General features: G+C 50.3%; 19 protein-coding genes. 16 read left to right on the forward strand and 3 right to left on the reverse strand.

Features of this window, described 5'->3' with window-relative positions:
- Positions 1 to 3 precede the first annotated feature (3 nt).
- A complete protein-coding gene (locus JI735_RS23840; protein ID WP_051052117.1) occupies positions 4 to 366 on the forward strand; it encodes a hypothetical protein in 363 nt (120 codons plus the stop codon).
- A 218-nt stretch (positions 367 to 584) separates the two neighbouring features.
- On the opposite strand, the gene JI735_RS36250 is transcribed toward JI735_RS23840, so the two are convergent.
- Both JI735_RS36250 and JI735_RS23845 read right to left on the reverse strand, forming a co-directional pair.
- A complete protein-coding gene (locus JI735_RS36250) occupies positions 585 to 788 on the reverse strand; it encodes a hypothetical protein (protein WP_039837896.1) in 204 nt (67 codons plus the stop codon).
- A 328-nt stretch (positions 789 to 1,116) separates the two neighbouring features.
- Complete coding sequence (locus JI735_RS23845; RefSeq protein WP_039837897.1) at positions 1,117 to 3,174, reverse strand: beta-galactosidase; 2,058 nt, start codon at positions 3,172 to 3,174, stop codon at positions 1,117 to 1,119.
- Between the two features lie 161 nt (positions 3,175 to 3,335).
- On the opposite strand from JI735_RS23845, the gene JI735_RS23850 reads away from it, so the two are divergent.
- The 5 genes from JI735_RS23850 to JI735_RS23870 all read left to right on the forward strand — a co-directional run bounded on the left by JI735_RS23850 (position 3,336) and on the right by JI735_RS23870 (position 10,218).
- Positions 3,336 to 4,172, forward strand: coding sequence for a helix-turn-helix transcriptional regulator (locus JI735_RS23850; protein WP_202676501.1), 837 nt, complete (start codon positions 3,336 to 3,338; stop codon positions 4,170 to 4,172).
- Between the two features lie 125 nt (positions 4,173 to 4,297).
- Positions 4,298 to 6,958, forward strand: coding sequence for a hypothetical protein (locus JI735_RS23855; RefSeq protein WP_051052120.1), 2,661 nt, complete (start codon positions 4,298 to 4,300; stop codon positions 6,956 to 6,958).
- A 40-nt stretch (positions 6,959 to 6,998) separates the two neighbouring features.
- The gene (locus tag JI735_RS23860) at positions 6,999 to 7,724 is read left to right on the forward strand and encodes an ABC transporter ATP-binding protein (protein ID WP_039837898.1); all 726 of its coding nucleotides are present in this window, start codon (positions 6,999 to 7,001) and stop codon (positions 7,722 to 7,724) included.
- A complete protein-coding gene (locus JI735_RS23865) occupies positions 7,711 to 9,099 on the forward strand; it encodes an ABC transporter permease (RefSeq protein WP_039837899.1) in 1,389 nt (462 codons plus the stop codon). Before JI735_RS23860 ends, JI735_RS23865 begins: the two co-directional genes overlap by 14 nt.
- Before the next feature lie 30 nt (positions 9,100 to 9,129).
- Positions 9,130 to 10,218: an efflux RND transporter periplasmic adaptor subunit gene (locus tag JI735_RS23870; RefSeq protein WP_039837900.1), complete on the forward strand. Its 1,089-nt coding sequence runs from the start codon at positions 9,130 to 9,132 to the stop codon at positions 10,216 to 10,218.
- A gap of 95 nt (positions 10,219 to 10,313) precedes the next feature.
- On the opposite strand, the gene nagZ is transcribed toward JI735_RS23870, so the two are convergent.
- Positions 10,314 to 11,636 carry a beta-N-acetylhexosaminidase gene (gene nagZ, locus JI735_RS23875; RefSeq protein WP_202677685.1) on the reverse strand — a complete coding sequence of 441 codons (1,323 nt, stop codon included), beginning with the start codon at positions 11,634 to 11,636 and terminating at the stop codon, positions 10,314 to 10,316.
- A gap of 227 nt (positions 11,637 to 11,863) precedes the next feature.
- Here nagZ and JI735_RS23880 point away from each other — a divergent pair, with 227 nt between their 5' ends.
- From JI735_RS23880 to JI735_RS23920, 10 genes are all read left to right on the forward strand, one after another.
- Positions 11,864 to 12,367: a ferritin gene (locus JI735_RS23880; protein WP_020434164.1), complete on the forward strand. Its 504-nt coding sequence runs from the start codon at positions 11,864 to 11,866 to the stop codon at positions 12,365 to 12,367.
- Positions 12,368 to 12,645: 278 nt separating this feature from the next.
- Positions 12,646 to 13,509, forward strand: a complete 864-nt coding sequence (locus JI735_RS23885; RefSeq protein WP_039837909.1) for a cation diffusion facilitator family transporter — start codon at positions 12,646 to 12,648, stop codon at positions 13,507 to 13,509.
- 161 nt (positions 13,510 to 13,670) lie between these two features.
- A complete protein-coding gene (locus JI735_RS23890; RefSeq protein ID WP_039837910.1) occupies positions 13,671 to 15,098 on the forward strand; it encodes an extracellular solute-binding protein in 1,428 nt (475 codons plus the stop codon).
- A gap of 514 nt (positions 15,099 to 15,612) precedes the next feature.
- Positions 15,613 to 16,608, forward strand: coding sequence for a type 2 periplasmic-binding domain-containing protein (locus tag JI735_RS36255; RefSeq protein WP_233476033.1), 996 nt, complete (start codon positions 15,613 to 15,615; stop codon positions 16,606 to 16,608).
- Between the two features lies 1 nt (position 16,609).
- On the forward strand, positions 16,610 to 17,281 hold the full coding sequence (locus tag JI735_RS36260; protein WP_233476034.1) for a type 2 periplasmic-binding domain-containing protein: 672 nt from the start codon (positions 16,610 to 16,612) through the stop codon (positions 17,279 to 17,281).
- Between the two features lie 101 nt (positions 17,282 to 17,382).
- A complete protein-coding gene (locus JI735_RS23900) occupies positions 17,383 to 18,348 on the forward strand; it encodes an ABC transporter permease (RefSeq protein ID WP_039837912.1) in 966 nt (321 codons plus the stop codon).
- Between the two features lie 16 nt (positions 18,349 to 18,364).
- Positions 18,365 to 19,243 (forward strand): carbohydrate ABC transporter permease, encoded by an 879-nt coding sequence (locus JI735_RS23905; RefSeq protein WP_202676502.1) that lies wholly within the window; start codon positions 18,365 to 18,367, stop codon positions 19,241 to 19,243.
- A gap of 127 nt (positions 19,244 to 19,370) precedes the next feature.
- Positions 19,371 to 20,432, forward strand: coding sequence for a zinc-dependent alcohol dehydrogenase (locus tag JI735_RS23910; protein WP_051052123.1), 1,062 nt, complete (start codon positions 19,371 to 19,373; stop codon positions 20,430 to 20,432).
- Positions 20,429 to 22,321 (forward strand): WD40 repeat domain-containing protein, encoded by a 1,893-nt coding sequence (locus JI735_RS23915; RefSeq protein ID WP_039837915.1) that lies wholly within the window; start codon positions 20,429 to 20,431, stop codon positions 22,319 to 22,321. Before JI735_RS23910 ends, JI735_RS23915 begins: the two co-directional genes overlap by 4 nt.
- Positions 22,318 to 23,382, forward strand: coding sequence for a glycosyltransferase family 4 protein (locus JI735_RS23920; protein ID WP_039837916.1), 1,065 nt, complete (start codon positions 22,318 to 22,320; stop codon positions 23,380 to 23,382). Before JI735_RS23915 ends, JI735_RS23920 begins: the two co-directional genes overlap by 4 nt.
- Positions 23,383 to 23,433: the final 51 nt, after the last annotated feature.

Raw genomic sequence — 23,433 nt, forward strand, 5'->3', positions numbered from 1 at the left:
ATTATGCCTTACACAATGGATGTAAATGTTGAAAAAAATCAAGTGGTTGTGAAAGCTTTTGGCCTAACAGAAGCTGATGTTCCTGCATACATATCAGATTTTGAACAAGCTATGAAGAAGCTGAAGCCTGGATTCACAGGAGTTACCGATGTCACTGAGTCTAAGACTATTCTTACTCCTGAGGTTGCTGCCATGCTTGCACCTACAGGAGATATAGCTGTTGCCCATGGAGTAGGAGGATGGGTTTATGTTGCCGATACCCCCGTTTGGAAGATGCAGATGAAGAGACTGTTCGGGAAGTTTGCCGTTCATTATCCAACCTATGAAGAAGCAGATGCTTATCTGAACAGTTTAGTGAAGAAGTAAAATAATTATTACATATAAATATTCTTAAGAGACGGTTCCATGGAGCTGTCTCTTTTTTGATTGTATAGGAAATTATACAATGAAAAAAAGTGTGGATATCTTGGAAGCCTACGAGGATATAAGCGATGCATGAGGATTGGGCCCCTCCATCCGCGGACTGATGCGGACCGAGGAGACCTTATTTTGCCCAAAATTTTGTTTTTTCAGCGGATACGGACTCAGGAGCCGTTATATCCTTCGATGGAGCCTGGAATAAAGGGGAAAGGAAAAAATAAAGGCATCTCAGTCCGATGTCCTGTGGAATGGACGAATTTTCTTTCAATAACGGCTTTCCGGTCCGCAACGGCTGCGGATAGATCGTGAAGGGAGCGCATCGTGTCCGCAGAAGGACCCACACCATAGTCATAAGGCCCCCAATGCATGTCCTAACTGACTTCTGGGCGAGCGTTGTGCATGTGGTATACCATTATGAGCGCTTTGCAAGTCAAAGGACGCTAAGCCTGCCTATAGTACAACGATCCGTCTTCAGCGTGCACCCCGTTGATTTTGGAGTTGTGGGGAATTCCTGCGGCCGTAAGCCCCGTGTTGTTATTCACCTGCCAGGGTAGATTTGAAAAGACCCCTCCATTTGCAGATCACTGCCGTCAGGAAGAGTCAGTATAGTTCTATATTATATGCTTATATGGAGGAAACAAATCTTCTCTGCCAATAATCCGCTTTTAATCCGTATTCAGCCGGTTTCATGAAGCTTTAATAGAGCACCCGAACCCCAAAGCCTTCCAGCTTACAGGAGCCGGAGAGGGGTTCACCGGTCAGGAGATCGGTTTTATGATCTTTGAGCGTGATCGTTACGGCTTCTTCGCTGTAGTTCAACAGGAAGGCATAGCCGGACTTATCATTGCTGCGGATTTGCAGTTCCACTTCCGGGGGCAGCTCCAGCCACTCGGCGGCAGGGGAGCTAAGGTTCAGGCTGTCTAAGATTTTATGGGCTGCTTCTGCATTAAAAACGGCTCCGTAGTACCAAACTTCACCCTTACCCCGTCGGTTTCGGGTAACCGCAGGTTTGCCGGCATAATAATCAGACGCGTAGGTGCCCATGACCTCTACAGTGTCCTCTTCCACATGAAGAATATCGTTAAAAGCATCTGCCCCGGTAAGTGCCTCAGTGTCATTTCCCCAGCGGATAGAGGTCGGCAGACGGGTGCCTTGGACCATGGTGAATTCCTCAACGGTGATTCCGCACAGATCCCTGGCTGCACCGGGAAAAGGCCGCATATAGCATTGTCCGCGCGTATCCTTGTATCCGGTCCGGCAACCAAAAATAAGTGTTCCGCCCTGCTGCACATATTGATCAAGCAGCCTGGCAGTCTCATCGCTCATTATCGCCGGATGCGGGTAGATCAGCACCTGATATGGAATGAGGTCTTCGAGCGTGGTCTTGCTGCGGAGGTAGAGGACATCATTCGGGATATGCCGCTTTTGCAGCGCCTTGAACCATTCCTTGTTGCTCTGCCACATGAACGGTCCATGCCAGACATCGTATTCACCGTCCCATTCATTGTCATAATCACGCAGAATGGCAACGCCTGCCTGATTGCGGGTGCCTGCAATATGCTTGCCTGCTTCAGCCAGCTCCCGTCCAATCTGTACAGCTTCCCTTACTCTGCGGTTCGGCTGGTTGTGATAATCATTCAGGCCATGCCAGTAAATCTCATGGCCCATCGTTGCCGTGCGCCAGCGGAAGTAGAGCAGTTTGTCCGCTCCATGAGCAATGGACTGGTAGGTCCAGAGCCGCATTTGGCCCGGTTTGGGTGAAGGCATATTCATACGGTTGACCCAGCCCCCGGGGCCGGATTGCTGTTCCATAATGCAGAAGTTCGGGCTGATGGAGCGGACCGCGGACAGCGAGAGACTCCAGCTCCGGTCCATCAGCGGCTCCGCTTCTTCCGGGTCCGTATGAATGCTTGCGAACTGCGGATAGGAGTCATAGCTGAAGAAATCAAGGAGCTTCTCATTCAGCTCATGGCTGTCCAGATGACCGAACAAGCCATTGGTGGTTACCCATTGGGAGGGGGCCAGCTCACGGATGATATCCGCCTGGATTTTGGCAAAAGAAATCGTATTGTCCGAAATAAACCGTTTCTCATCCAGCGCCTGGTGAGGGTTAGGCTGTTTGGGTGTAGGGGTGGGACGCGGCAGAAAGACCTGTGACCAGCTGGTATAGGTCTGGTTCCAGAAGACGGTCCCCCAAGCGTCATTCAACTGGTCCAGCGTTTTGTATTTAGCCTGTACCCACTCCCGGAAGGCAAGGTGATCACTCTCCGAGTAGAACACATTGATTTCGCAGTTCAACTCATTGTCAATTTGCCAGCCCGCCACACCGGGGTGATTGCCGTAATGCAGCGCAAGCTGTCTGGTGATAGCGGCACAGAGCTCCCGGTACTTGGGGCTGCTGTAATTATAGTGGCGGCGCATACCATGCTGAAGGGTAACTCCCTCATTCGTAACATTCAGAACTTCCGGATAACGTTCGGTAAGCCAGGCGGGAGGCGTGGCAGTAGGTGTGCCCAGAATTACCTTCAATCCATAGCTGTGGGCCAGATCGATAGCCTTGTCGAACAATTCGAACTGGAAGACACCTTCCTCAGGTTCGAAGATGGACCAGGCAAATTCGGCCAGACGGACAATTGTGAATCCGGTTTCAACCATCCGCCGGTAATCGTCGGCCCACAGCTCCTCCGGCCAGTGTTCAGGATAGTAACATACGCCAAGCTCAAATCGTTGTTCATTTGCAACAGGTTTGCTCATCATAACCTCCAAGGGATCACAGATATTATTAAAAATATGCTTTATTCTGATGACATATATATTGTATTATCAAGTGAAATAAATATTATATAACAAAATATTGCTTTAATATAACGATATTGCTAGATTGTTGCATAGCACAGGGGGGAGTTGTTCGTCTAATGAATAAGCAATGTTATCTGCCAACACCGGCCTACACCAAATATGTATGTTATCCGGAATTTCTGGGTCACTACAGCAACTTCCCGCAGCATGCGGAGAGAAGATCGGAGGGACTGCTGAACAGCTATAATTTACATTTGATTTTTGCCGGGGAAGGTTATGTGTTTCATGAAGGGGAACGGATCCCGATGGGGAGAGGCAAAGGGTTTCTTTTCCCGAGAGGAGCTTATCAGCAGTACGGTTCCGGTCTGAGCCAGCCCTGGGATGTACGGTGGGTACACTTTGGGACCGGTCTGCCGCTGCCTTTGCTGGAAGAGGTCGACCAGTCGCGCGGCTACTTTTTCACCTTTGATCCGGAAGCCGGTCTGGAAAGCTTATTCGAAGAAATGTACCGGCTAGGCGTATCCTATGAGACCCGCTATGAACCGCGCCTGTCGGCGCTTCTGTATGAAATCCTGATCACATTACTGCAAAATTCCGAGCCGCAGAACGGTGCTGTCTCTCTGGAGATCAGGCATTCCATCCGCAACGCGGCGAATGTTATCCACAGGGAGTGCGCCGGGGCCTGGACTCTGGAGAGTATGGCCCGGCTGTCGGGTTACAGCAGTTATCATTTTCTGCGTCTGTTCCGGCTGGTTATGGGGAAAACGCCCAACCGCTTTTTGACGGATTGCCGTCTGGCCAGAGCCAAGCTGCTGCTTGTATCCACCGGGTTCTCCGTTGCGGAAATTGCACGCCAGGCCGGTTTTTCCCAATCCAGCTATTTCATTAAAGTATTCAGGGAGTTTGAGGGGATGCCCCCAACCAATATCGGCGTGTCTTCGGAACAATTGTGAAATAACAGATTATGGGAACTTTCGTCAGAAGGTTACAAATTGCAACCAATGGTTACAAATTGGATACAATTACCTCATCTTCAACCACTATAATGATCCTAGTAAAACTTCATGGGGGGAAATGAATGAGAAAGCATAGAACTACATATATCGCATTGTTGTTAAGTACTTTTATTATTGGCCAAATGTCTGTTTATCCCGCCTCTGCCGCTCCGGCAGCAGCAAACAACGCCGGAGCAAAGGTATCTGCAGCATCTGCCGCCAGCACCGCGCCCAAGAATCTGGGGTCCATTCCGCTGGAGGCGGGTGTCAAAGCTACGCTGGAGGATGTTAGTCTCTGGTCTCAGTCTGGCGGGAATATTCTGACCTACACACTGAACTATTCCAACTCAGGCCGCAGCAATGCAAGCCTGAGCCATTATTTTTCGCGAGTGGTTACTTCAGGAGGCTCCGTCATTCCGGGCAACCCGGTGACCGCCGACGCAGCTAAGAACAAGGTAGTTTCCAAACAAACCGAAAGGGTGACCTACTACGTCAACATAGGCAAAATCAATTCACTCAAAGGCCTCAAAGTATCAATGTATGTATGGGACCCCAAAAGCAAAGGTTACCTGAGACACGCAGGGGCCATCAGCCTTCCGGCTAATTATTCTTCGAGTGCAGTGAGTGGCCAAAGACAGAACGTCACCATGAATAACATTCCTGTCTCTGCAGCTTCCGAATCCCTGCAGATCTACAAGTATGGCGGCAAGGTATTCGCTAAGGTTGGCATCAACTTCAGCAATGAAGGGAACAAGGTTCTCACGGACCCTGGCTATACAGCATACCTAATGTCTGCAAGCGGAACTGCATTCGAGCTGGCACTCGACAATTCGCTGGCCGGATATAAAATTCAGCCGCAAGAGAAAAAAACCATCTATTACGTGACTGAGATTCCGCCGTATCTGAAGACCGACAACATGAAGGTGCAATATGTCCAGAGGGATGAGACGCTTAAGTTTGAACTCCCTAAATTTTCGTACAAGCTTCCTGCGGCGGTGACCCCTGACCTGAATGTTGGCAAAGGCGCCATCAAAAAGATCGGCATCAACAGCAATACCATCGAATTGCAGTTGACTGGCGCAAATGTCTATGGGGAAGATGCCGCAGGGATATGGACTTTCCAGTTCCGGCTTAAAAATGCCGGCAAACAAGCAGTTGTTCTGCCTACCTATGACCTTTCGGTTAGAACAGCTAAAGGCACAACCTTCCCGATCAGCTCCAATGGTGTGAGCGGAGCGAGCTTGAAACCCATGGAGGAAAAAGTGGTCCAACTGACCGCTCAGATTCCGCTTGAGGTCGAACAGAACACACTGAAGCTGCAAATGATTGAATCGGTCAGCGGGAACAGCAGCGGCAATACGCCTAGTACGCCAGCACAAGGAACACCAGGGACTTCGGGATCAACACCTGAGGGATCCGGGGCTGGTGGGGCTGGAGGAACCGGAGGTTCCAACTCTCCAGGCACAACCGTCTCTCCAAGTGCTACGGCTAAGCTGTCTATTCCTGTCGCTTATTTCGCCGTTCCTTACACACTCCGTGCGGACACGCAAAAAGCTATGAATTACCGGATCACCAATCAATATGGCACTTTCGACTATAGCCTGATGTCTCTCCAGCGTTTTCCATGGAAAAATGATGACATTCTAATCGCCAAGCTGAATATCACCAATACACAATCGGTGAACCTTACCTTGCCTGATCTTAAGGGCGCTCTAAAATTGGACAACAACGACTTGTCAGCATCTACGGACCTGTTCATGGAGAAGGAAGCTTCTTCCATTGCTCCAGGGAAAAGTGCAGAGGTATATGTATTCAGCAAAATTCCTTATACTACGGATTTCAAATCAACACGGGTCAATCTGTACTCTGTAGTGAAAGAAGAAAATGTGCCATTCCTGTCGTTGAACACGAGCAGTGTAACAGATGCCGTATACAAGGTTGACAGAGGCGGCAGCTATACCATTGTCGGAAAAGGGAAAAATGCCAAAGTGCAGGAGAACAAAACAGTCATCTACCAAGGGATTAACTCAAATATTGTTTATACTGAAATGTTCTTGAGCAGTGAAGAGAAAAGACAAAGCAAAATGGCCCGCCTTCAGGCCTACTTTAAAACCGCAGACGGACAGCTGTATGAGACCACTCCAGTACAGCCGGATATGGCGGCGACACCTGGCGGCAAGCAGCTGGTTACGTTCTGGGCGAAGCTCCCGAAATCAGTGGATGCCTCGGATGTTACACTCTATTTGGGACCTGGCATCAACGGGAACAAGTTTACAGAGGCTGGACAGGAATCCACAGGCTTCATCAATGTCTCTGCACTGGAACTTAGTCCGCAGTACATCACGCCGGTTAACAATTTGTCCAAGGTTACGCTGTATCCTTATACCTTATCCGTTCTTAATTCAGAAGGCCGCAATGCGCGCGGCAGCGATACCATCAATATCACCATGAATTACAGCCTGCTGCGTGATATCAGCTATGATGTCGGTTCTTTCGACCACAAGCTTGTGCTCAAAATGACCGATCCTTACGGACAGTCGCAAGAGAAGAGCCTCACGCTCGGAACGGATCTGATAGAAGGGGACAACAACAGGTATTCCATGTCCTTCAGCAGCGAGACCTACAAAAAGCTGGCTGGCGGAACATACTCCATCAGACTGTATGATGAATTCCAGGGTGAGCGGATCGAACTGGCCAACCAGGCGTATACCTTGAAGATTGAAAGAGCGACAACCAGCGATTAACGGATAAGCAATGATATCAAAGTACAAAAAGGAGCAGCTTATGTTGCGAGTGGAGAATATATCACATACGTTTAAAAGCGGCAGTGAAGTGACGCCGGTGCTTCATAACATCAGCTTTGAGGTGAATCAGGGCGATATGGTCGCCCTGCTGGGCAGCTCGGGCTCCGGCAAATCCACAATGCTGAATTTGATGGCGGGCCTGATGAAGCCGACAGAAGGTCATATTTATATTGCCGACCAGGATATTGTCAAGATGGGTGAGAACAAGCTGGCGGTATTCCGGCGCAAAAATATCGGGTTCATCTTTCAGGCTTATGAGCTGATCACCAGCCTGACGGTACGCGAAAACGTGGAGCTGCCGCTTGTCTTTCAATCCGTCTCACCGTCGGTCCGCAAGAAAAAATCGCTTGCCCTGCTGGAGGCGGTGGGGATCCCGGACAAATCGGAGATGTTTCCCTCTCAGCTGTCCGGGGGCCAGCAGCAGCGGGTCAGTATTGCCCGTTCGCTGATTACGGAGCCGTCAATTATTTTTGCGGATGAACCTACCGGTAATCTGGATACCACAACAGAAGAAGAGATTATTAGCATATTGATTGATTTGAACAAAAAAATGAAAACCACGTTCATTGTGGTCACGCATGAGCCTGAGGTGGCGGAGCATATGCAGCGTATCTTTACGCTGCGGGACGGCCACATGATTACAGAAAAACGCGGTACCGCTGAATCAGAACCTGCAGAGGGGGTCCCTGACAGTGAGAATTCTTGATGTGACCCGTTTGGCATGGGGCCAGATTAAACGGAGAAAGGTTGTAACGGGTCTGTGTATGCTGGGGCTCTCTATCGGCTGTTCGGCTATTGTCGTTGCCTTGAGTCTTGGCGACTCTGTACAGAGCTACGTCAGCCGTGAAGTCACGGCCCAGTTTAAAATGGATGAAATTACCGTGATGCCGAATGAAGGGGTATCGCAAGGCGGCGGCCCCACCGCGACCAAAACAGGGGCCAATTCGAATGTCGGAAAGCTGACTGAACAGAAGCTTGAGATTATCAGGGGACTCAAGCATGTCACGGCTGCCGCTCCATTTCAAGATGCCGGATACTTTGAACTTTTAACCACTGACAACAAAATATCCAACTTCAACTTAGTGGTGACTGACCTCAGCCTGCTGACCAAATATGATTTTTCTTTTCAGCAAGGTATGCCCAGCAAACAAATTGGCAGCGTAGTGCTTAACTACGGCGCCACGATTGGGCTTATGGATATAGAAACCCAAAAGAAGCTGATGGAGAGTTTGAGCAGCAATTCCTATGACCCTGAAGTAATGCGGCAATATGATGAACTGTCCAGAATGCCTTCTAATTTGTACAGACAGCAGGTTCAATTCAGACATAGTGACTACGAAACTTCAACCGGTGGTGTGAAAAGCTACCTCAGCTCCCAGCTTCAAGTGGCCGGCATATTGAAAAAAGCGGATGGGATGAGCGCTGATCAAGCTATGTATGATAAGAAGATCTATGTATCCCAAGAAACTTATGACAGGCTTAAGGATGAATTCAACATAAAGCCGGATAAACCCGAAATGGGTCAAACCTACAATCAAGCGCTTATCCGGGTAGATAACCAGGATAATTTACCTCAAGTAGAGACACTGATTAAGAAGCTGACCCTGAACACGAGCAACAACCTATATCAACTGGAACAGCTCAAGTCCCAATTTGCCATGTTCAAAATGGTAGCCTTAGGAGTGGGCGGATTTATCCTGATTATTGCTTCCATCTCCATCATCGTAGCTATGACGATGTCTACGCACCAGCGGCGGCGGCAGATCGGGATTATGAAGGTGCTGGGCTCCAACATGAGGCAAATCCGTACTATGTTCATCATGGAGGCTGCTTTGCTGGGCTTTATGGGAGGATTGCTCGGGATTGGTTTTTCATATCTGATTGTGGAGGGCATTAACAAGCTCGTCAGCAGCTCTGGACAAATGACAATGGGTACTGGCGAGAGTCTTGTCGTTTCAATTCCGCTGAACTCCATTCCCGTTGGTATTGTTTTTGCAGTATTAACCGGGGTGTTATCAGGGATATATCCGGCAATCAGTGCAGCAAGAACCAATGCGCTCACTGCGATCAAACGGGATTAGCCATTTATAAGCTGAAAGGAAGTCACAGGAATGAAGAGGATTATAAAGTGGATTATCATAGTGGCGATACTGGCGGTCGCCGGTTATTTTATCTATGACAAAATGAGTAAACCCAAAGAGCAGCTTCAGCCAGTAGAGCCGGCGCAGGTCATCTCTTTCCCGGTAACCAAAGAATCGATGACAAAATCTATCCAGATTAAAGGCACATCAAAGTATGAGCATGAAACCCTGGTCTATGCTCCATTTGCTTCCAAAGTAACGGAATGGAAAGTAGAAAACGGCGGACAAGTGAAAAAAGGCGCAGTGATGTATACGCTGGACACTGAAACACTCAAGAATGAAATTGCCACCCAGGAAGCAACGATACGCAAAGCTAAATTGGAAGCCGAGCTGAATGCCTTCGTCAGCCAACAGACTGAGGAGTCTGCGGCTGTCGGTGCTACTGAAGCCGAACGGTTAAAAGCGCTGGCCACCCAAGAGACTTCAAGAATCGGCGATGACTTAAACCAGGTAAATGCGGAGATTCAAGCACGGGAAATTGCGGACAAGAAAAAGAAGATTCAGTCAGCGAGCTATCGTGCCCCTTCTTCAGGAATTTTCCTGTTCGACAATGCCAGTGAAATTCCACGTATGGTAACCGACAACCAGTACCTCGGCAAAATCGTGGACCTCAGCAAATTGCAGTTTATCGCTCTGGTGGGTGAACAGGATGTCTTCAACATCAAGCCGGGAATGAAGGTAAAGGTCAAAATGACAGCTTCCAAGGATGTGAAGCTGACCGGAGTAGTAAAAAAGGTATCCAAATTTGCCACGACTGTATCGGCCAAGGATACAACAACCACCCAAGCGCCACAGTTTGAAGTGGTCATTTCGCTTGAGCCGAATGAGCTTTTAATTGGCGGCCTCAGCTTGACTGGCGAGATTGAAACCTTGCGCAAAGATAACGTTACTGCGGTATCCAACATTGCTATCATTCATGAAGGGGATCTCTCTTACGTCATGCTGGACAAAGGCAATGGGCAAACAGAAAAGGTACAAGTTAAAACCGGATTGGAAACGACGGACAAGGTAGAGATTCTGTCCGGACTAAAACCCGGCGACACCGTAGTGCTTCAGTAGAACCCGTTATTTCGGGGAGACACAAGCCATACAGCCGATGCATATCGAGAAGAAGTAATTTATCCGCATTAGTGGACGGATTACTTCTTTTCTTGTTATTTAGATAGTTTACTGCGCCATAGTTTGATTTCATTGTTAAGTTCAGCAAGATCAGGGACGGGAACCGGCTTGTCAGTCAACCTGTATTTCTGCTTCAGAGCCAAAATACGGTAGACACTTTCATTGATCCTTGACTCGTCGAGCGTACCGCCGCGAACGCTTTGCAGCAATGCCTTCCGGGCCAGCTGCTCATTCTCATATCCATGAGCGATGAGCAGGATGTCGCAGCCTGCATTAACGGTCTCTATTGCTGCGCTGCCAAGATCAAAATGCTTCATAATGGCTCCCATGGTCAGGTCGTCCGTGATCACCACACCCTGGTATCCCATATCACCGCGAAGCTGATCACCGATAATAATCCGGGATAACGATGCCGGGTAGTCGGGATCAATTTGGGGAAACAAAATATGCGCCACCATGACCGCGTCTGCTTTCTCCTTGAAGGCGGCCTGGAAAGGGAGCCATTCCAGCTTGGCGAGCTGGGAAGCGCTCTTGTTCACCACCGGGAGCTCCAGGTGAGAGTCGACCGAAGTATCCCCGTGTCCGGGGAAATGCTTGACCACCGGCACAACGCCTTCGCTCTCTATGCCCTTCAATTCAGCAATCCCCAGCTTGCTCACTATGCTGGCAGAGCTGCCGAATGAACGGTCGCCGATGACAGGGTTGTCCGGATTGCTGTTGATGTCGAGGACAGGCGCAAAATTCATATTGAACCCGCCTGCCCGCACTTCCCGGGCCAGCAGCTTGCCCATCGTCCCGGCTGCGACTGAATCATTGCTATTGCCCACTTTGCTGTTTGAGGGGATGGAGGCATATTCCTTAGGCATCCGGCTCACCTTGCCGCCTTCCTGGTCGACACTCATGAATAGCGGAGCGGGATTTGTTGTGTTGCTCTTTTTCAGCGCATTAATGAGATTGACCATACCTTTCAGATCCTTGATGTTGTCCGCATAAAGGATAATTCCGCCGACTTTGTCGTCCGTGATCATCCTTTTTGCTTCTGCCTCCAGTGTGGTGCCGTCAATCCCGACAAGCAGCATTTGCCCGATTTTTTCTTCCAGGGTCATTCCGGCAATTTTTCTGGTCAGCGCGTCAACCTCCTGGGTGGAGACCGGACCTGACTCAGCGGCCGGCGGCCGGGAAGCCTCCGGGGAAGAGGAGGGACCTACCGGCTGCTCCGGCGCAGCCCCTGTTGCCGGGGAAGGGGCGGGAGCGGCGGTCCTGGATGGTGTGGCAGTATTGCTGTTACATCCCGTTGCAAGCAGCAAGAGCAGGATAAGGGCCGTTAGAATGTGTATACTATAATACAGGCTTTTCATTTTTTTTAGCGGTTTTAACCCTGACATAGGAGCTTCATCATCCTTCCTTTTTTATTTATAATATCATGTTCAGGTACCAAGATTTGTTGTATCATGTCCAATCTTTAACCGTACAATACCATTATTAAGAGTACTGCCGTTGTACTTGCTGACTGCCAGTTGCGGTGATAAGATAAGAAAGGATATCTACATAATAATTAAAATTTGAAGGATGAGGAGACTGTCTAATGAAAGATGAATTAGTGAATGCTCTGAATGAACAGATGAACTTTGAGTTTTATTCGGCTCACGTATACCTGGCAATGGCCGCGTATTGCTCCGGTGAAAGTCTCGACGGTTTCGCTAATTTTTTCCTGATCCAGGCGGAAGAAGAACGCTTCCACGCAATGAAAATCTACAAATTTCTGAATGACCGCGATTTCCGCGCAACCCTGGCTGCACTTCCTGAGCCTAAAAACGAGTATTCATCGATGCTGGACGCCTTTGAACATGCGTTCGCGCACGAACAGCAGAACACGACAAGATTCTATCATTTGGCTGACCTGGCGCTCGATGAACGTGAACATGCGACAATCTATTTCTTGAAATGGTTCATTGATGAGCAGGTGGAGGAAGAGGCGTTGTTCAGCAATATTATCGCCAAGCTGAAGCGGATTGAAACCGACAGCAATGCTTTCTACATGCTGGATGCTGAATTTGCAGGACGCACTTTCACCGCTCCGGCTGAATAAGAAACATCCCGTTTATTTAACTTACGCCCCTCCGGACCGGAAGCTCAGGTCAGGAGGGGTTTTGTCTGCCAAGAGGATTTAACAAACCTCTCGTCCGGCACCGCCGAAGCTAAAGTTGAACAGGGGCAAACTATGTTGCAGGCGGCAAAACAATTCCGGGCTGCCAACTCTATTTAGCAGGGGGAACACTTGCGCGGCCCGGCAACACTGTTTCTCTAGACCCACCCGCTATTCAGAGTGTAGTATAGAACGATACTATTCTTTGGAGGTTCTTTGGCTTGGAAAACTACAGTGACATCAAACAAAGTGAAAAAGGCGCGTGGCTGAGTCTGTTTGCCTACATAATGCTGTCTGCGGTCAAACTATTGATAGGTACAGCTTCAGGCTCTCAGGCACTGCTGGCCGACGGCCTTAACAACAGCACGGATATTATTGCCTCCCTGGCAATTCTGGCCGGACTCAAGATTTCCAGAAGACCGCCGGACTCCAATCACAGCTACGGGCATTTTAGAGCGGAAACCGTGGCTGCGCTGGTTGCCTCTTTCATTATGATGGCTGTAGGACTTCAAGTTCTGTACCAGGGTGTGAACAAATTCATTCAGCCCGCACTCGAAACCCCGGATCTCATTGCTGCATGGACGGCAGCCGGCTGCGCGGTAGTTATGTTCGCGGTTTACATGTACAACGTCCGGCTGGCCCGCAAGCTGAACAGCAATGCTATGCTGGCGGTTGCCCAAGATAACCGGTCAGATGCGCTCGTTAGTATTGGAGCTTTTACCGGGATTATCGGTGCGCAATTTGGTCTGCCCTGGCTCGATCCACTGACCGGAATCATTGTCGGGTTAATGATCTGCAAGACGGCATGGGAGATCTTCCGCAAAGCCACACATGATCTTACTGACGGCTTCGACGCCAATGAACTTGAGCTGATGAAACAGACGGTTGCCGAGATTCAAGGGGTAGAATCCATTAAAGATATCAAAGCCCGGATCCACGGGAATAATGTGCTGGTGGATACTACTGTATGTGTAGACTCCAACCTAAATGTGGTCCAGAGCCATGACATCACGGAAGAGATTAAAGATCAGCTGAAGGACCGGCACCAGGTGTCTAATGTATTGGTACATATAGAGCCGGTATAACTGGCTAATGCAAAGATCCGGTCATTCACAAAAAAATTAAGGCCTGAGCAATCAGGCTTTTTTTGCTGCATTTTGGCAGATATGCGTTTGACAACCTTTCAAAGTTGAAGCAAAATAGAAGGGTCATGATGTAAATTTGAGTGATATAGGGAGAATAATGCATGAATAATAAATCAGGCCGGCAGTCTTTCCGGGAACGATTGGAATATATGGTAAGCAAGCTTCGGACTGATATCCTGAGCGGAATTTTGCAGCCTGGAGCGTATCTGCCTGCCGAGAGCACGTTGGCCAAGCAGTTTGAGCTAAGCAACAAATCCGTCCGCAGAGGGCTGGATGTCCTTGTACAAGAAGGTCTGATTGTGAAAATAGACCGTGTGGGCAGCATGGTGATGGAATCGGTCAAGGAAAGGATCCGCATTCATTTTGGCTGCAGCTCATCCCTGACGAAGGACTTCAAGCTGGATGATCTCATTGCAGAATTCCACCGGCTGCATCCCGGGATTCATGTGCTGCCGCTCGCGCTGAATAATTTCGACCATGTGAACTCTGCCATGGAGCTGATCAACAACGGGATGCTGGATGTATTGTCGCTGAACAGCACCCAGTTTCAGGAGCTGGCCGAGAACGGTTCAGCCGGGCTTCTGGAGACGCTGGAGCCTGACCCGGGACTGTATCCGATCGCAAGTGAGGCTTTTTTGCACAACGGGGCGCTGTTTGCCTATCCGATTTCCTTCTCCCCGGTGGTGCTCTGCTACAACAAAACCCATTTCCGCGAGGCGGATCTGCCTGAGCCGGACAGTTACTGGACCTGGGATGATCTGATTGAGGCGGCCCGGAAGCTGTCGGAGAAACGCGGGCGTCACGCCGTGTATTTTGTGCCTGCATCTGAGAACCGTTATTCCGTCTTTCTCCTGCAGAGCGGAATCCGGACGATGGAGGATGGTGAGCATCATCAAACGCTGAGCCCTGAGACGGCCAACAGTCTTAATGTATACAGCAGGCTGGTGAATAATCATCAGATATTCCCTAAATATCTGGCTGGCAACCATGATGATGAGACGGTGTCGCTGTTTGTCCAGGAGCAGGTGTCGATGATATTGACGACTTATTACAACTTAAATGATTTCAAGGACCTATCCCTGGATTATGACTTGGCCCCGCTGCCTACGCTCAAAGCAAAGGACCCGCAAAAAACGCTGCTTGTTACGATCGGTGCGGCCGTTGTGGAGAATTCGCGGCAGAAGGAGGCTGCACGTCAATTTGTCAGCTTTCTGGCTTCGCCTGAGGCGCAGCGGATGATCCGGGAGCGTTCGGTCAGTATTCCGGCCCGCAAACGGATTGCTGAAATGGCCGTGGATGATCATTTGAACCGTCCGTCAAGATATCTGATGTATAGAGAGTTGTTTCCAACATTTTCATACCTCAGAGATTTGGGTCTTCCCATTGCCGTATTGCAAAGCTTCCGCAAGCTGCTGAATGCTTATTGGTCGAGAATGATTGATGAAACGACACTGTACGAGGAAATGGGCCGGCTTATCGCCGAAGAAAATAAAGGGAAAGCCGGTGGAGCAACGAAGGCGCTCATATAAGTGCATCCCGTGATGGGTTGAGATCAAGCGTAACGAAGGCAGAATGTGGCCGTTGTTGCGCGTTTTTTTTGCGGTTTTTTGGGACTGCGGGGATCGGAAAAATAGCTCTGCACATAGCAACATGTCAAACCATGTTAGATTTTTCACAATATTTTCGTAGTGAGATTACATTGGTGAAAGGATAATGTGATGTATAATTACATAAAAACAAAAGAATATTCAAATTTTAATTGACTTCAAGAGATGACGAAAATATAATAAATACATCAGATATATATCAGAGAAATGAAATTTCGGTTCTGAATATCTGACCTGTGAATCAAAAAGAAGTCAGGAATGAGAAATCTGGCACAAATACGGAAAAAGTGAAAGGCTGGTGGAGAAATTCAAGACTGAATGCGTGGATAGGTTATTTTTCTGAAACTCTTTGATGTACTGTTGATTCCCTTATAGTGTGTTAGTAAATATATCATAGGAACTATCTTACTTTTACTTATTAATAGGGGGTTGAATTATGAATGCTGCTAAAAGGAAGCTAGCGATGTTATTGCCAGTAATGACGCTGCTGGTTACACTGGTGTCAGCCTGTGGCGGAACAAGCAATAATGCCGGCAGTACTGCCGAACCATCCGGCTCACCGGGAACTCAGAGTTCCACATCTGCTCCTCCTGTAGAAGGAAGTCACTCAGTAGGCGGCCTGCAAGTCCCGATTGTCGCGGACAAGATGGAATTTTCCCTATGGTCTCCAAGCGGAGGCAACTTCCGGGGAACCAATTTTAATGAGAAATTATCCTTTCAGCAGATGGAAAAGAACACCAACATTCATATCAACTTTCAGCACAGTACTGAAGCCAGTGCAGAAGCATTCAGCCTGCTGATGTCCTCCGGCAAACTCCCGGATATCATCTACAATGATCTGTGGGGCACGGACTCCGGCAAATACGGTGCTCAGGGGGCGCTCCTTCCATTGGAAGATCTGATTGACCAGTATGCGCCCAATTTTAAAAAAATCCTCGACGACCACCCGGATATCCGGGGGCAAATCACCTCGCCCGAAGGGCATATCTACTATCTCCCAAACCTCGTACTCGATTCCCAGGATTTGACTCAGATGTTCCCGCAGGTCCGCAGTGACTGGGTGGAGAAGCTGGGTCTCCCGATGCCGAAAACTACAGAAGACTGGTATAACATGCTCAAAGCCTTTAGGGAGCAGGACCCCAACGGCAACGGAAAAAAAGATGAAATTCCGCTCGTCACCGTCAATCTGGAGAATATTATGATGCTGTTCGCGCCGGCTTTTGGCGTCGAATATGGCTTCTTCGTGGATAACGGTAAAGTGAAATACGGACCTTACGATCCACGGTTCAAAGATGTTGTTGCCTATCTGAACCGGCTGTACAAAGAACAGCTGCTGGACCCGAACTATCTGGTCGATACGACGTTCCAGACGCTGACGGAGAAGGTGACCACGGATGTGGCTGGTGCCTGGTTCGGCTGGTCGGGCTCCTGACATGGGGAACTTCACAACGCTGATGGAAGGCAAACATGACACCTTCAAAATTGCGGCGGCGATTCCTCCAAAGGGACCAAACGGTGATCAGCGCCATGTCTCCTTCCGCTGGCAGGCTGCGGCTCATGGGCTTGCTGTATCCTCGAAGACCGCGCATCCCGAAGAGGTGATGAAATGGCTGGACTACCAGTATTCCGAAGAAGGAATTCTGCTGAACAATTTCGGCGTGGAAGGCAAGTCCTATGATCTGGTGAACGGAGAGCCTGTCTATAAGAAAGAGGTTACGCATCCAACGAATGGGCTGACCAATACCCAGGAGCTGCTGAACCATACCATCGGCGGCGGAAGCTGGGCTACAGTTGCCGATACCCGTTATGCGGAGCAGATCCGTGAAGCGAACGGACAAACGGAAAATCCGCTGGAGATTTACAAGGATTATATTGATTTTGACGCGAAGCTGCCGCCGGTTCAATTCACGGCTGAAGAAAATGAAATTGTGGTTCCTCTCATGGCCGACATTCAGACCTATGTGGCGGAAACAATTAATGCCCGGATTATGGGACGACAGAGCTTCGATGATTATGACAAGGTAATGAAGCAGCTGGAGCAAATGGGTATTGGCGAGGTGCTGAAGCAATACCAGGCTGCATTTGAGCGGTTCAAAGGAAAATAAGTGGAGCAGGGTTGTCCTGTCCAGGCGGTATGCAGAAATTCCGGCAGCCGCCTGGGCAGGACAGCTAGTACCATCGCCTGTGTCCGGGAAAGGAGACCCCTATGGCAGTACCCTTGAATGCAGCCAAAACCCAAAGCAGGAAACTTCAGGCGAAACGGAGTTCCGTCTCGCTGAAGCGAATGATGTCCAACCGTTACCTTTATCTAATGCTGCTGCCCACTGTGCTCTATTTTCTCATTTTTGAATACAAACCGATGTACGGTGCGATTATCGCCTTCAAAGATTTCAATCCTTTCTCAGGTGTTGCCGGCAGCCCCTGGGTGGGCTTCAAAAACTTCGAGAAGTTTTTCGAGAGCTATTATTTCTTCCGGTTGCTGAAGAACACTTTTCTTATGAGCTTTTATTCGCTGCTGTTTATTTTTCCGGCTTCACTGGCTTTCGCGCTGCTGCTTAATGAACTGCGGCTCAAAAAGCTGAAATCCTTCCTGCAGACGGTTTCGTATCTGCCGCATTTTATTTCGCTGATTGTCATCTGCGGGATGATTATTGATTTCACCAAGCCGGGAGGTATTATCAACAGCCTGCTGCTCGGCATAGGAATCATCTCGGAGCCGATTCAGTTTCTGATTCTTCCGGAATGGTTCCGCACAATTTATGTAGGTTCAGGCATGTGGCAGAGCCTGGGATGGAACTCCATTATTTATCTGGCCGCATTATCCGGCATTAACCCGAGCCTTTATGAGGCTGCGGTGGTCGATGGAGCAGGGCGCTGGAAACAGCTGACACATATTACACTGCCGGGAATACTGCCCACGGTGCTAATCCTTTTGATTTTGAATGTCGGGACCCTGCTGAATGTGGGCTGGGACAAAATTATATTGCTGTATAATCCGGGGACTTACGTCACGGCGGACGTCATCTCCACCTTTGTTTACAGACGGGGTGTCATGGAAGCCGATTACAGCTTCTCGGCAGCGGTAGGCCTGTTCAACTCCGTCATCAATTTTACACTGCTGGTGCTGGCAAACCGGATCAGCCGGAAGACGACCGAAAATAGTTTATGGTGAGGGGGGAGGGAAAACAGTGGTAATCAAACGCAGCATTCCCGAAATGATCTTCGACAGCTGTAATGTGCTGTTCCTGATCTTTTGTTCCTTCCTGTTCCTGTATCCGATGTGGTATGTGCTGGTGTCCTCGTTCAGTGATGTCCATGCCATCGCCGCAGGCGAGGTAAGCTTCTGGCCGAAAGGCTTCAATGCGGATGCTTATAAGCTGGTTTTTGAGGATCAGCGGATCTGGACGGCATACGGGAATACGTTCATTTATGTAATCGCAGGCACTTTTATTAACCTGGTTCTGACTACGCTTGGCGCCTATCCGCTGTCCAGAAAAAATCTGGAAGGCCGCAGCCTGATAATGGCTTTTATCGTGTTCACGATGTTCTTCAGCGGCGGTCTGATTCCGGCTTACCTCAATGTGCGTGAGCTTGGGCTGTACGATACCAGGTGGGCGCTGCTCCTGCCGGGCGCAGTGAGTGCTTTTAATCTGATCGTGATGCGGACCTTCTTCCAGTCCATACCCGACAGCCTTATTGAATCCGCCAAAATCGACGGTGCCCATGACTTCCGTATTCTGCTGCGGATTGTGCTGCCGTTATCCATGCCTGTACTGGCGGTTATGACCCTGTTCTATGCGGTAGGGCACTGGAACAGCTGGTTCCCGGCGATGATTTATTTGCAGGACCGCAATTTATTCCCGCTGCAGCTGATTCTGAGGGAAATTCTGATTCAATCCTCCGCGCAGAATATGCTGGCCGGAGTTACGCAGGATGAGGTGTTCCGCATCAGCGAATCCATCAAGTTCGCGACCATCATCATCGCAACGGTGCCTATTCTGTTGATCTATCCGTTTTTGCAAAAGTATTTTGTCAAAGGCGTTATGATCGGTGCGCTAAAAGAGTAAGCAGACGGAGAGCAGATCCAGAGAGTGAACTCAGAGTGCAGAGAAAGAGAGCAAAGACAGAAGCAAAAACAGAGAAAAAACATTCGCATTGTAATAAATGCGGAGCAGCCGGGAGGAGAGAGGTAATATGAAGGCGGTAGTTTCCCAAAATGGCCAAATTAGCGTGGCCGATATTCCCGCTCCGGTGCTTGAAGACGGCTTCGTGCTCGTCGAGACTGAATATTCAGCCATCAGCCCCGGAACAGAAATCATGATGAATGGCATTCATCGCCCGAAACCAGTTGTTCTCGGCTATAGTGCGGCTGGCGTGATCCGGTCGCGGGGAAAAGGAATGGAGCATTGGCCGGAAGGCCAGCGGGTGGCCTGCTATGGGGCACCTTACGCCAAACATGCGGAATGGCTGCTGATGCCGCAGCATCTGATGGTGCCGGTGCCGGAGCATGTCAGCCCGGAGGAGGCGTCAACGGTGGGCCTGGGAGCCATCGCGGTCCATGCCGTTAGGCAGGCGGATCTGCAGTTCGGTGAAACGCTGGTGCTGATTGGGGCAGGCATTCTCGGCCAATTGATTGCACAGATAGCGCGGGCCGCCGGCTGCCGGGTGATTGTCTATGATCTGCTTGCCGGGCGCTGCCGGACTGCCGAGAGTCTCGGCATCCGCCATATTGCGGTGAATCCGCAGCGGGTCAGCCGGCATCTTGATAATCTGACAGCAGGAATGGGGGCCGATGCTGTAATTATCTGTGCCGGGGGCAAATCAGGCGGACTTGTCGATCAGGGCCTGGAATGGGTGAGGAATCAAGGGAAGGTGCTGCTGGTCGGAGATGTGAAGCCGGACTTCTCGCGCGAGCTGATGTTCGGGAAGGAAGCGCAGGTGCTGATCTCCAGGGCAGGTGGTCCGGGACGTTATGATCCTGTCTATGAGAAACAGGGAATTGACTATCCTTATGGCTACGTCCGCTGGACCGAAGGGCGTAACATGGCGGAATATATCCGGCTGATCTCAGAGGGCGATATCCGGGTGAAACCGCTGATCAGCAGCGTGTTCCCGCTGGAACGCTCAGCAGATGCCTTCCGGCAGTATGCTGAATCTCCGGCAGAGCTGCTGGGAGCGGTTCTCGCCTATCCCATAACTGGTATTCAGGATGCAGAACATGCTGAAGCCAAAGTTAAGGAAGGGCAAGGCGGATGAAGGCGCTGCGGATTGGCGGACCGCTGAGCGGACTTGCCGTATGGGCATCGGCTTATGGCAAATGGCGGGGGAAGGACCGGATTTATGCCATATCTTCCGGCAGTCCCTGTATGCTGTTCGTGCTTGATCCTGCTGGCAGTGAACCGGTGCAGCAGTTCGCGCTGGAAGGCTCAGACCACTGCTGGGGTGTTGTTGCGGCGGCAAGCGGGGTCTACATCGGGGGCAGCGGTATTTTATACAGATTCACGCATGAGCAAGGGATAGAGAATCTGGGCGAGATGATTCCCGGTGAATTCTACACCTGGCGGCTTGCAGCGGATGACGAAGGCAAAATCTACGGAGGCTGTTACCCGGGCGGCAAAGTCTTTCAATATAACCCGTCCACGGGACAGTTCAGAGATTACGGCGTCATGGTGGAGGGGGAGCAATACGCCCGCTCGATGGAAGCCTGGAAGGGCAAGCTGTATGTTGGGGTGGGGACCCGGTGTCCGCATATTGTGGAGCTGGATACAGTGACAGGTGTCCGTGCAGAGATCAGCCTGCCGGAGGAATGTTCTACAGAGCAGCTGGTCTATGATCTGAATATTGTCCATGGAAAAATGTTAGTCCGGATAACACCGTGTTCCCGGTTATATATCTATGATCTGGAGCTGGGGCGGTGGGAGAAATGCATTGATCATGTGAGTGGACTTAGTGTATCTGCGCCAGACCCTCAGGGGAATGTGTATTTCATCAAAGAGGATATTCTGCAGCGCTATGCACTCGCAGCAGGCATTCTCTCACCCACTTCACTTGCGATGCCGGAACCGGCAGGAGATTACGGCTGGCTGGAAAGCCATCCGTTGAACCCGCACGGAACCTGCCTGGCAGGAGTGCACAGGGACGGGACCTGCTGGATCTATGATCCGGAGAATGACCGGCACACGGTTATGGATTTTATGCTGCAAGGACAGCCCGTCCATCTGCAGTCACTGGCCTGGGGGCCGGAAGGAAAATTGTACATCGGCGGCTATTTTGCCGGCGGACTGGCCAGCTATGATCCGGCGTCCTCAGAAATGATCTCGCACCGGGGCATCGGACAGATTGAGGGGATGATGGCGGCTCACGGCATCATGTATCTCGGCGTTTATCCCAAGGCCAATATCTTTGCCTATGATCCGAACCTGGAGTGGAACCCGGGCAGCAATCCTAAGCTGGCTTTTTCGCTGCAGGAGGAAGAGCAGGACCGCGCTTTTGCCTGGACCCTGGCGGGAGACGAGCTGGCTATCGGTACGGTGCCGTCCTATGGCCGGAATGGAGGCGCATTGACGCTGTTTCATCCCGTAAGCGGAACGCGTGAAGTGTTCCGGGGGCTTTTGCCACAGCAGAGCATTGTATCTTTAGCTGCCGGAGAGGAACTGCTGTTTGCCGGAGGCTCCGTCTGGGGAGGACTCGGGATTGCTCCTGAGCGGAAGGAAGCGTCTCTCATGATCTGGGAGGTGAACAGCCGCCGCAAGGTGTGGGAGGGCGTTCCGGTACCGGGTGAACAAGCAATCTCCGCGCTTGCGCTCGATGATGAGGGCAAGGTGTGGGGGCTCACCGCAGGGATGCTTTTTCTTTTTAACCCGGTAACCCTGAAGACTGAACAGACCATTCCGGTGCTTCCGGTGGACTGGGAAGCGATGACTCACTTCTGGCGGGGAGGCTGCGAGCTGCTGTACAGGGAAGGCGTATTGTACGGGACGGCGGGGAACCATCTATTCAAATATGATGTGCGCCTGAACCAACTGGAGGTGCTGGACGAAAATGCCCGGCTGCTGGCGGTGGATGGCGAAGGCGGATTGTATTTTGCCCGGACAACGGCACTGTACCGGATTCAGACCTTGGAGCCAGGACAGGAGGCGCTATGAAGATCTTGTATTTCTACAAATTTTGCTTGCTGGGCGGAGTCACTACACAATTGGCGAACAGGCTTAAGTTTCTGCGCGGGCGGGCGGAGGTGCATTTTGCCTTTCTGGAGGATTACGGCGGAGCCAGCGCTTTTGAAGGCTATGCGCAAGTGTGTATTCTCGGCAAGCCCGACGAACTCAGGAATTACATTGAAGCTCATGATTTTGATGTGATTATCACGATCGATACCTATGAACTGTATGAAGCGCTGGGGCCAGCCGGGCAAAAGAAAGTGATCATTCATGAGGTGCATACCACTTATGAGGAGCCCTTGCGCAAACTGGCTGAATCCAAGGATAGCCTGCCCTTTCATTACGTCATCACACCTTCTGCTTATATGAAGGAAATGCTGGAGCGGATCGGGATACCGGATGCTTACCATGTTAATAACTGCCTGGACACGGAACTATTCAAATACGAAGCGCTTCCCGGCAAGCGGCCGCCTACGATTCTGTGGGTGGGCAAACTCGACCAGCATAAAAACTGGGAGTCTTTCATGAATATAGTGGGCAGACTGAATGCGCAATTCCCGGACCTGCACTTCTTGCTTGTCGGCGGTTACACCGCTTCCGAAGAGATTGCAAGCAAGCTCCAAGCCAGAGTGAAAGCGCTGGAAATCCGGTATTTTGAATGGCTGCCTAAAGTGGATTACGAAGAAATGAACCATTATTATTCAGCAGTAGCCGAGAGCGGCGGGGTGTACGTCAGCACTACCAGGAATGAATCGTTTGGGATGACCGTTCTGGAGGCAATGGCCTGCCGGTGTCCGGTTGTTGTGCCCGATGTGGGGGCTTTGCCTGAGCTGCTCGATGATGAGCTGAGTGTATCGCTCTATGCTTCCGGCAGGGAAGAGGAGTGTGCTGAGCGGGTGGCCTTGCTTTTGGGGCAGGAGGGCTTGCGTGCGCGCTTGAAGACATTGGGCGAGCAGAAGGCGCGGAATACGTACAGCATTGAAGAGGTAGGAAAAGCGTATATGGCATTGCTTGAACGGTTTGTGGAGGAACGTGCAAACATCATTTGAAATCATATTGCTGCAGATTAAATGGACCGCCATTATAAAGCAATTGGTTCA

This window comes from Paenibacillus sonchi, assembly GCF_016772475.1.
GTDB classification, from domain to species: Bacteria; Bacillota; Bacilli; order Paenibacillales; family Paenibacillaceae; genus Paenibacillus_AQ; species Paenibacillus_AQ sonchi.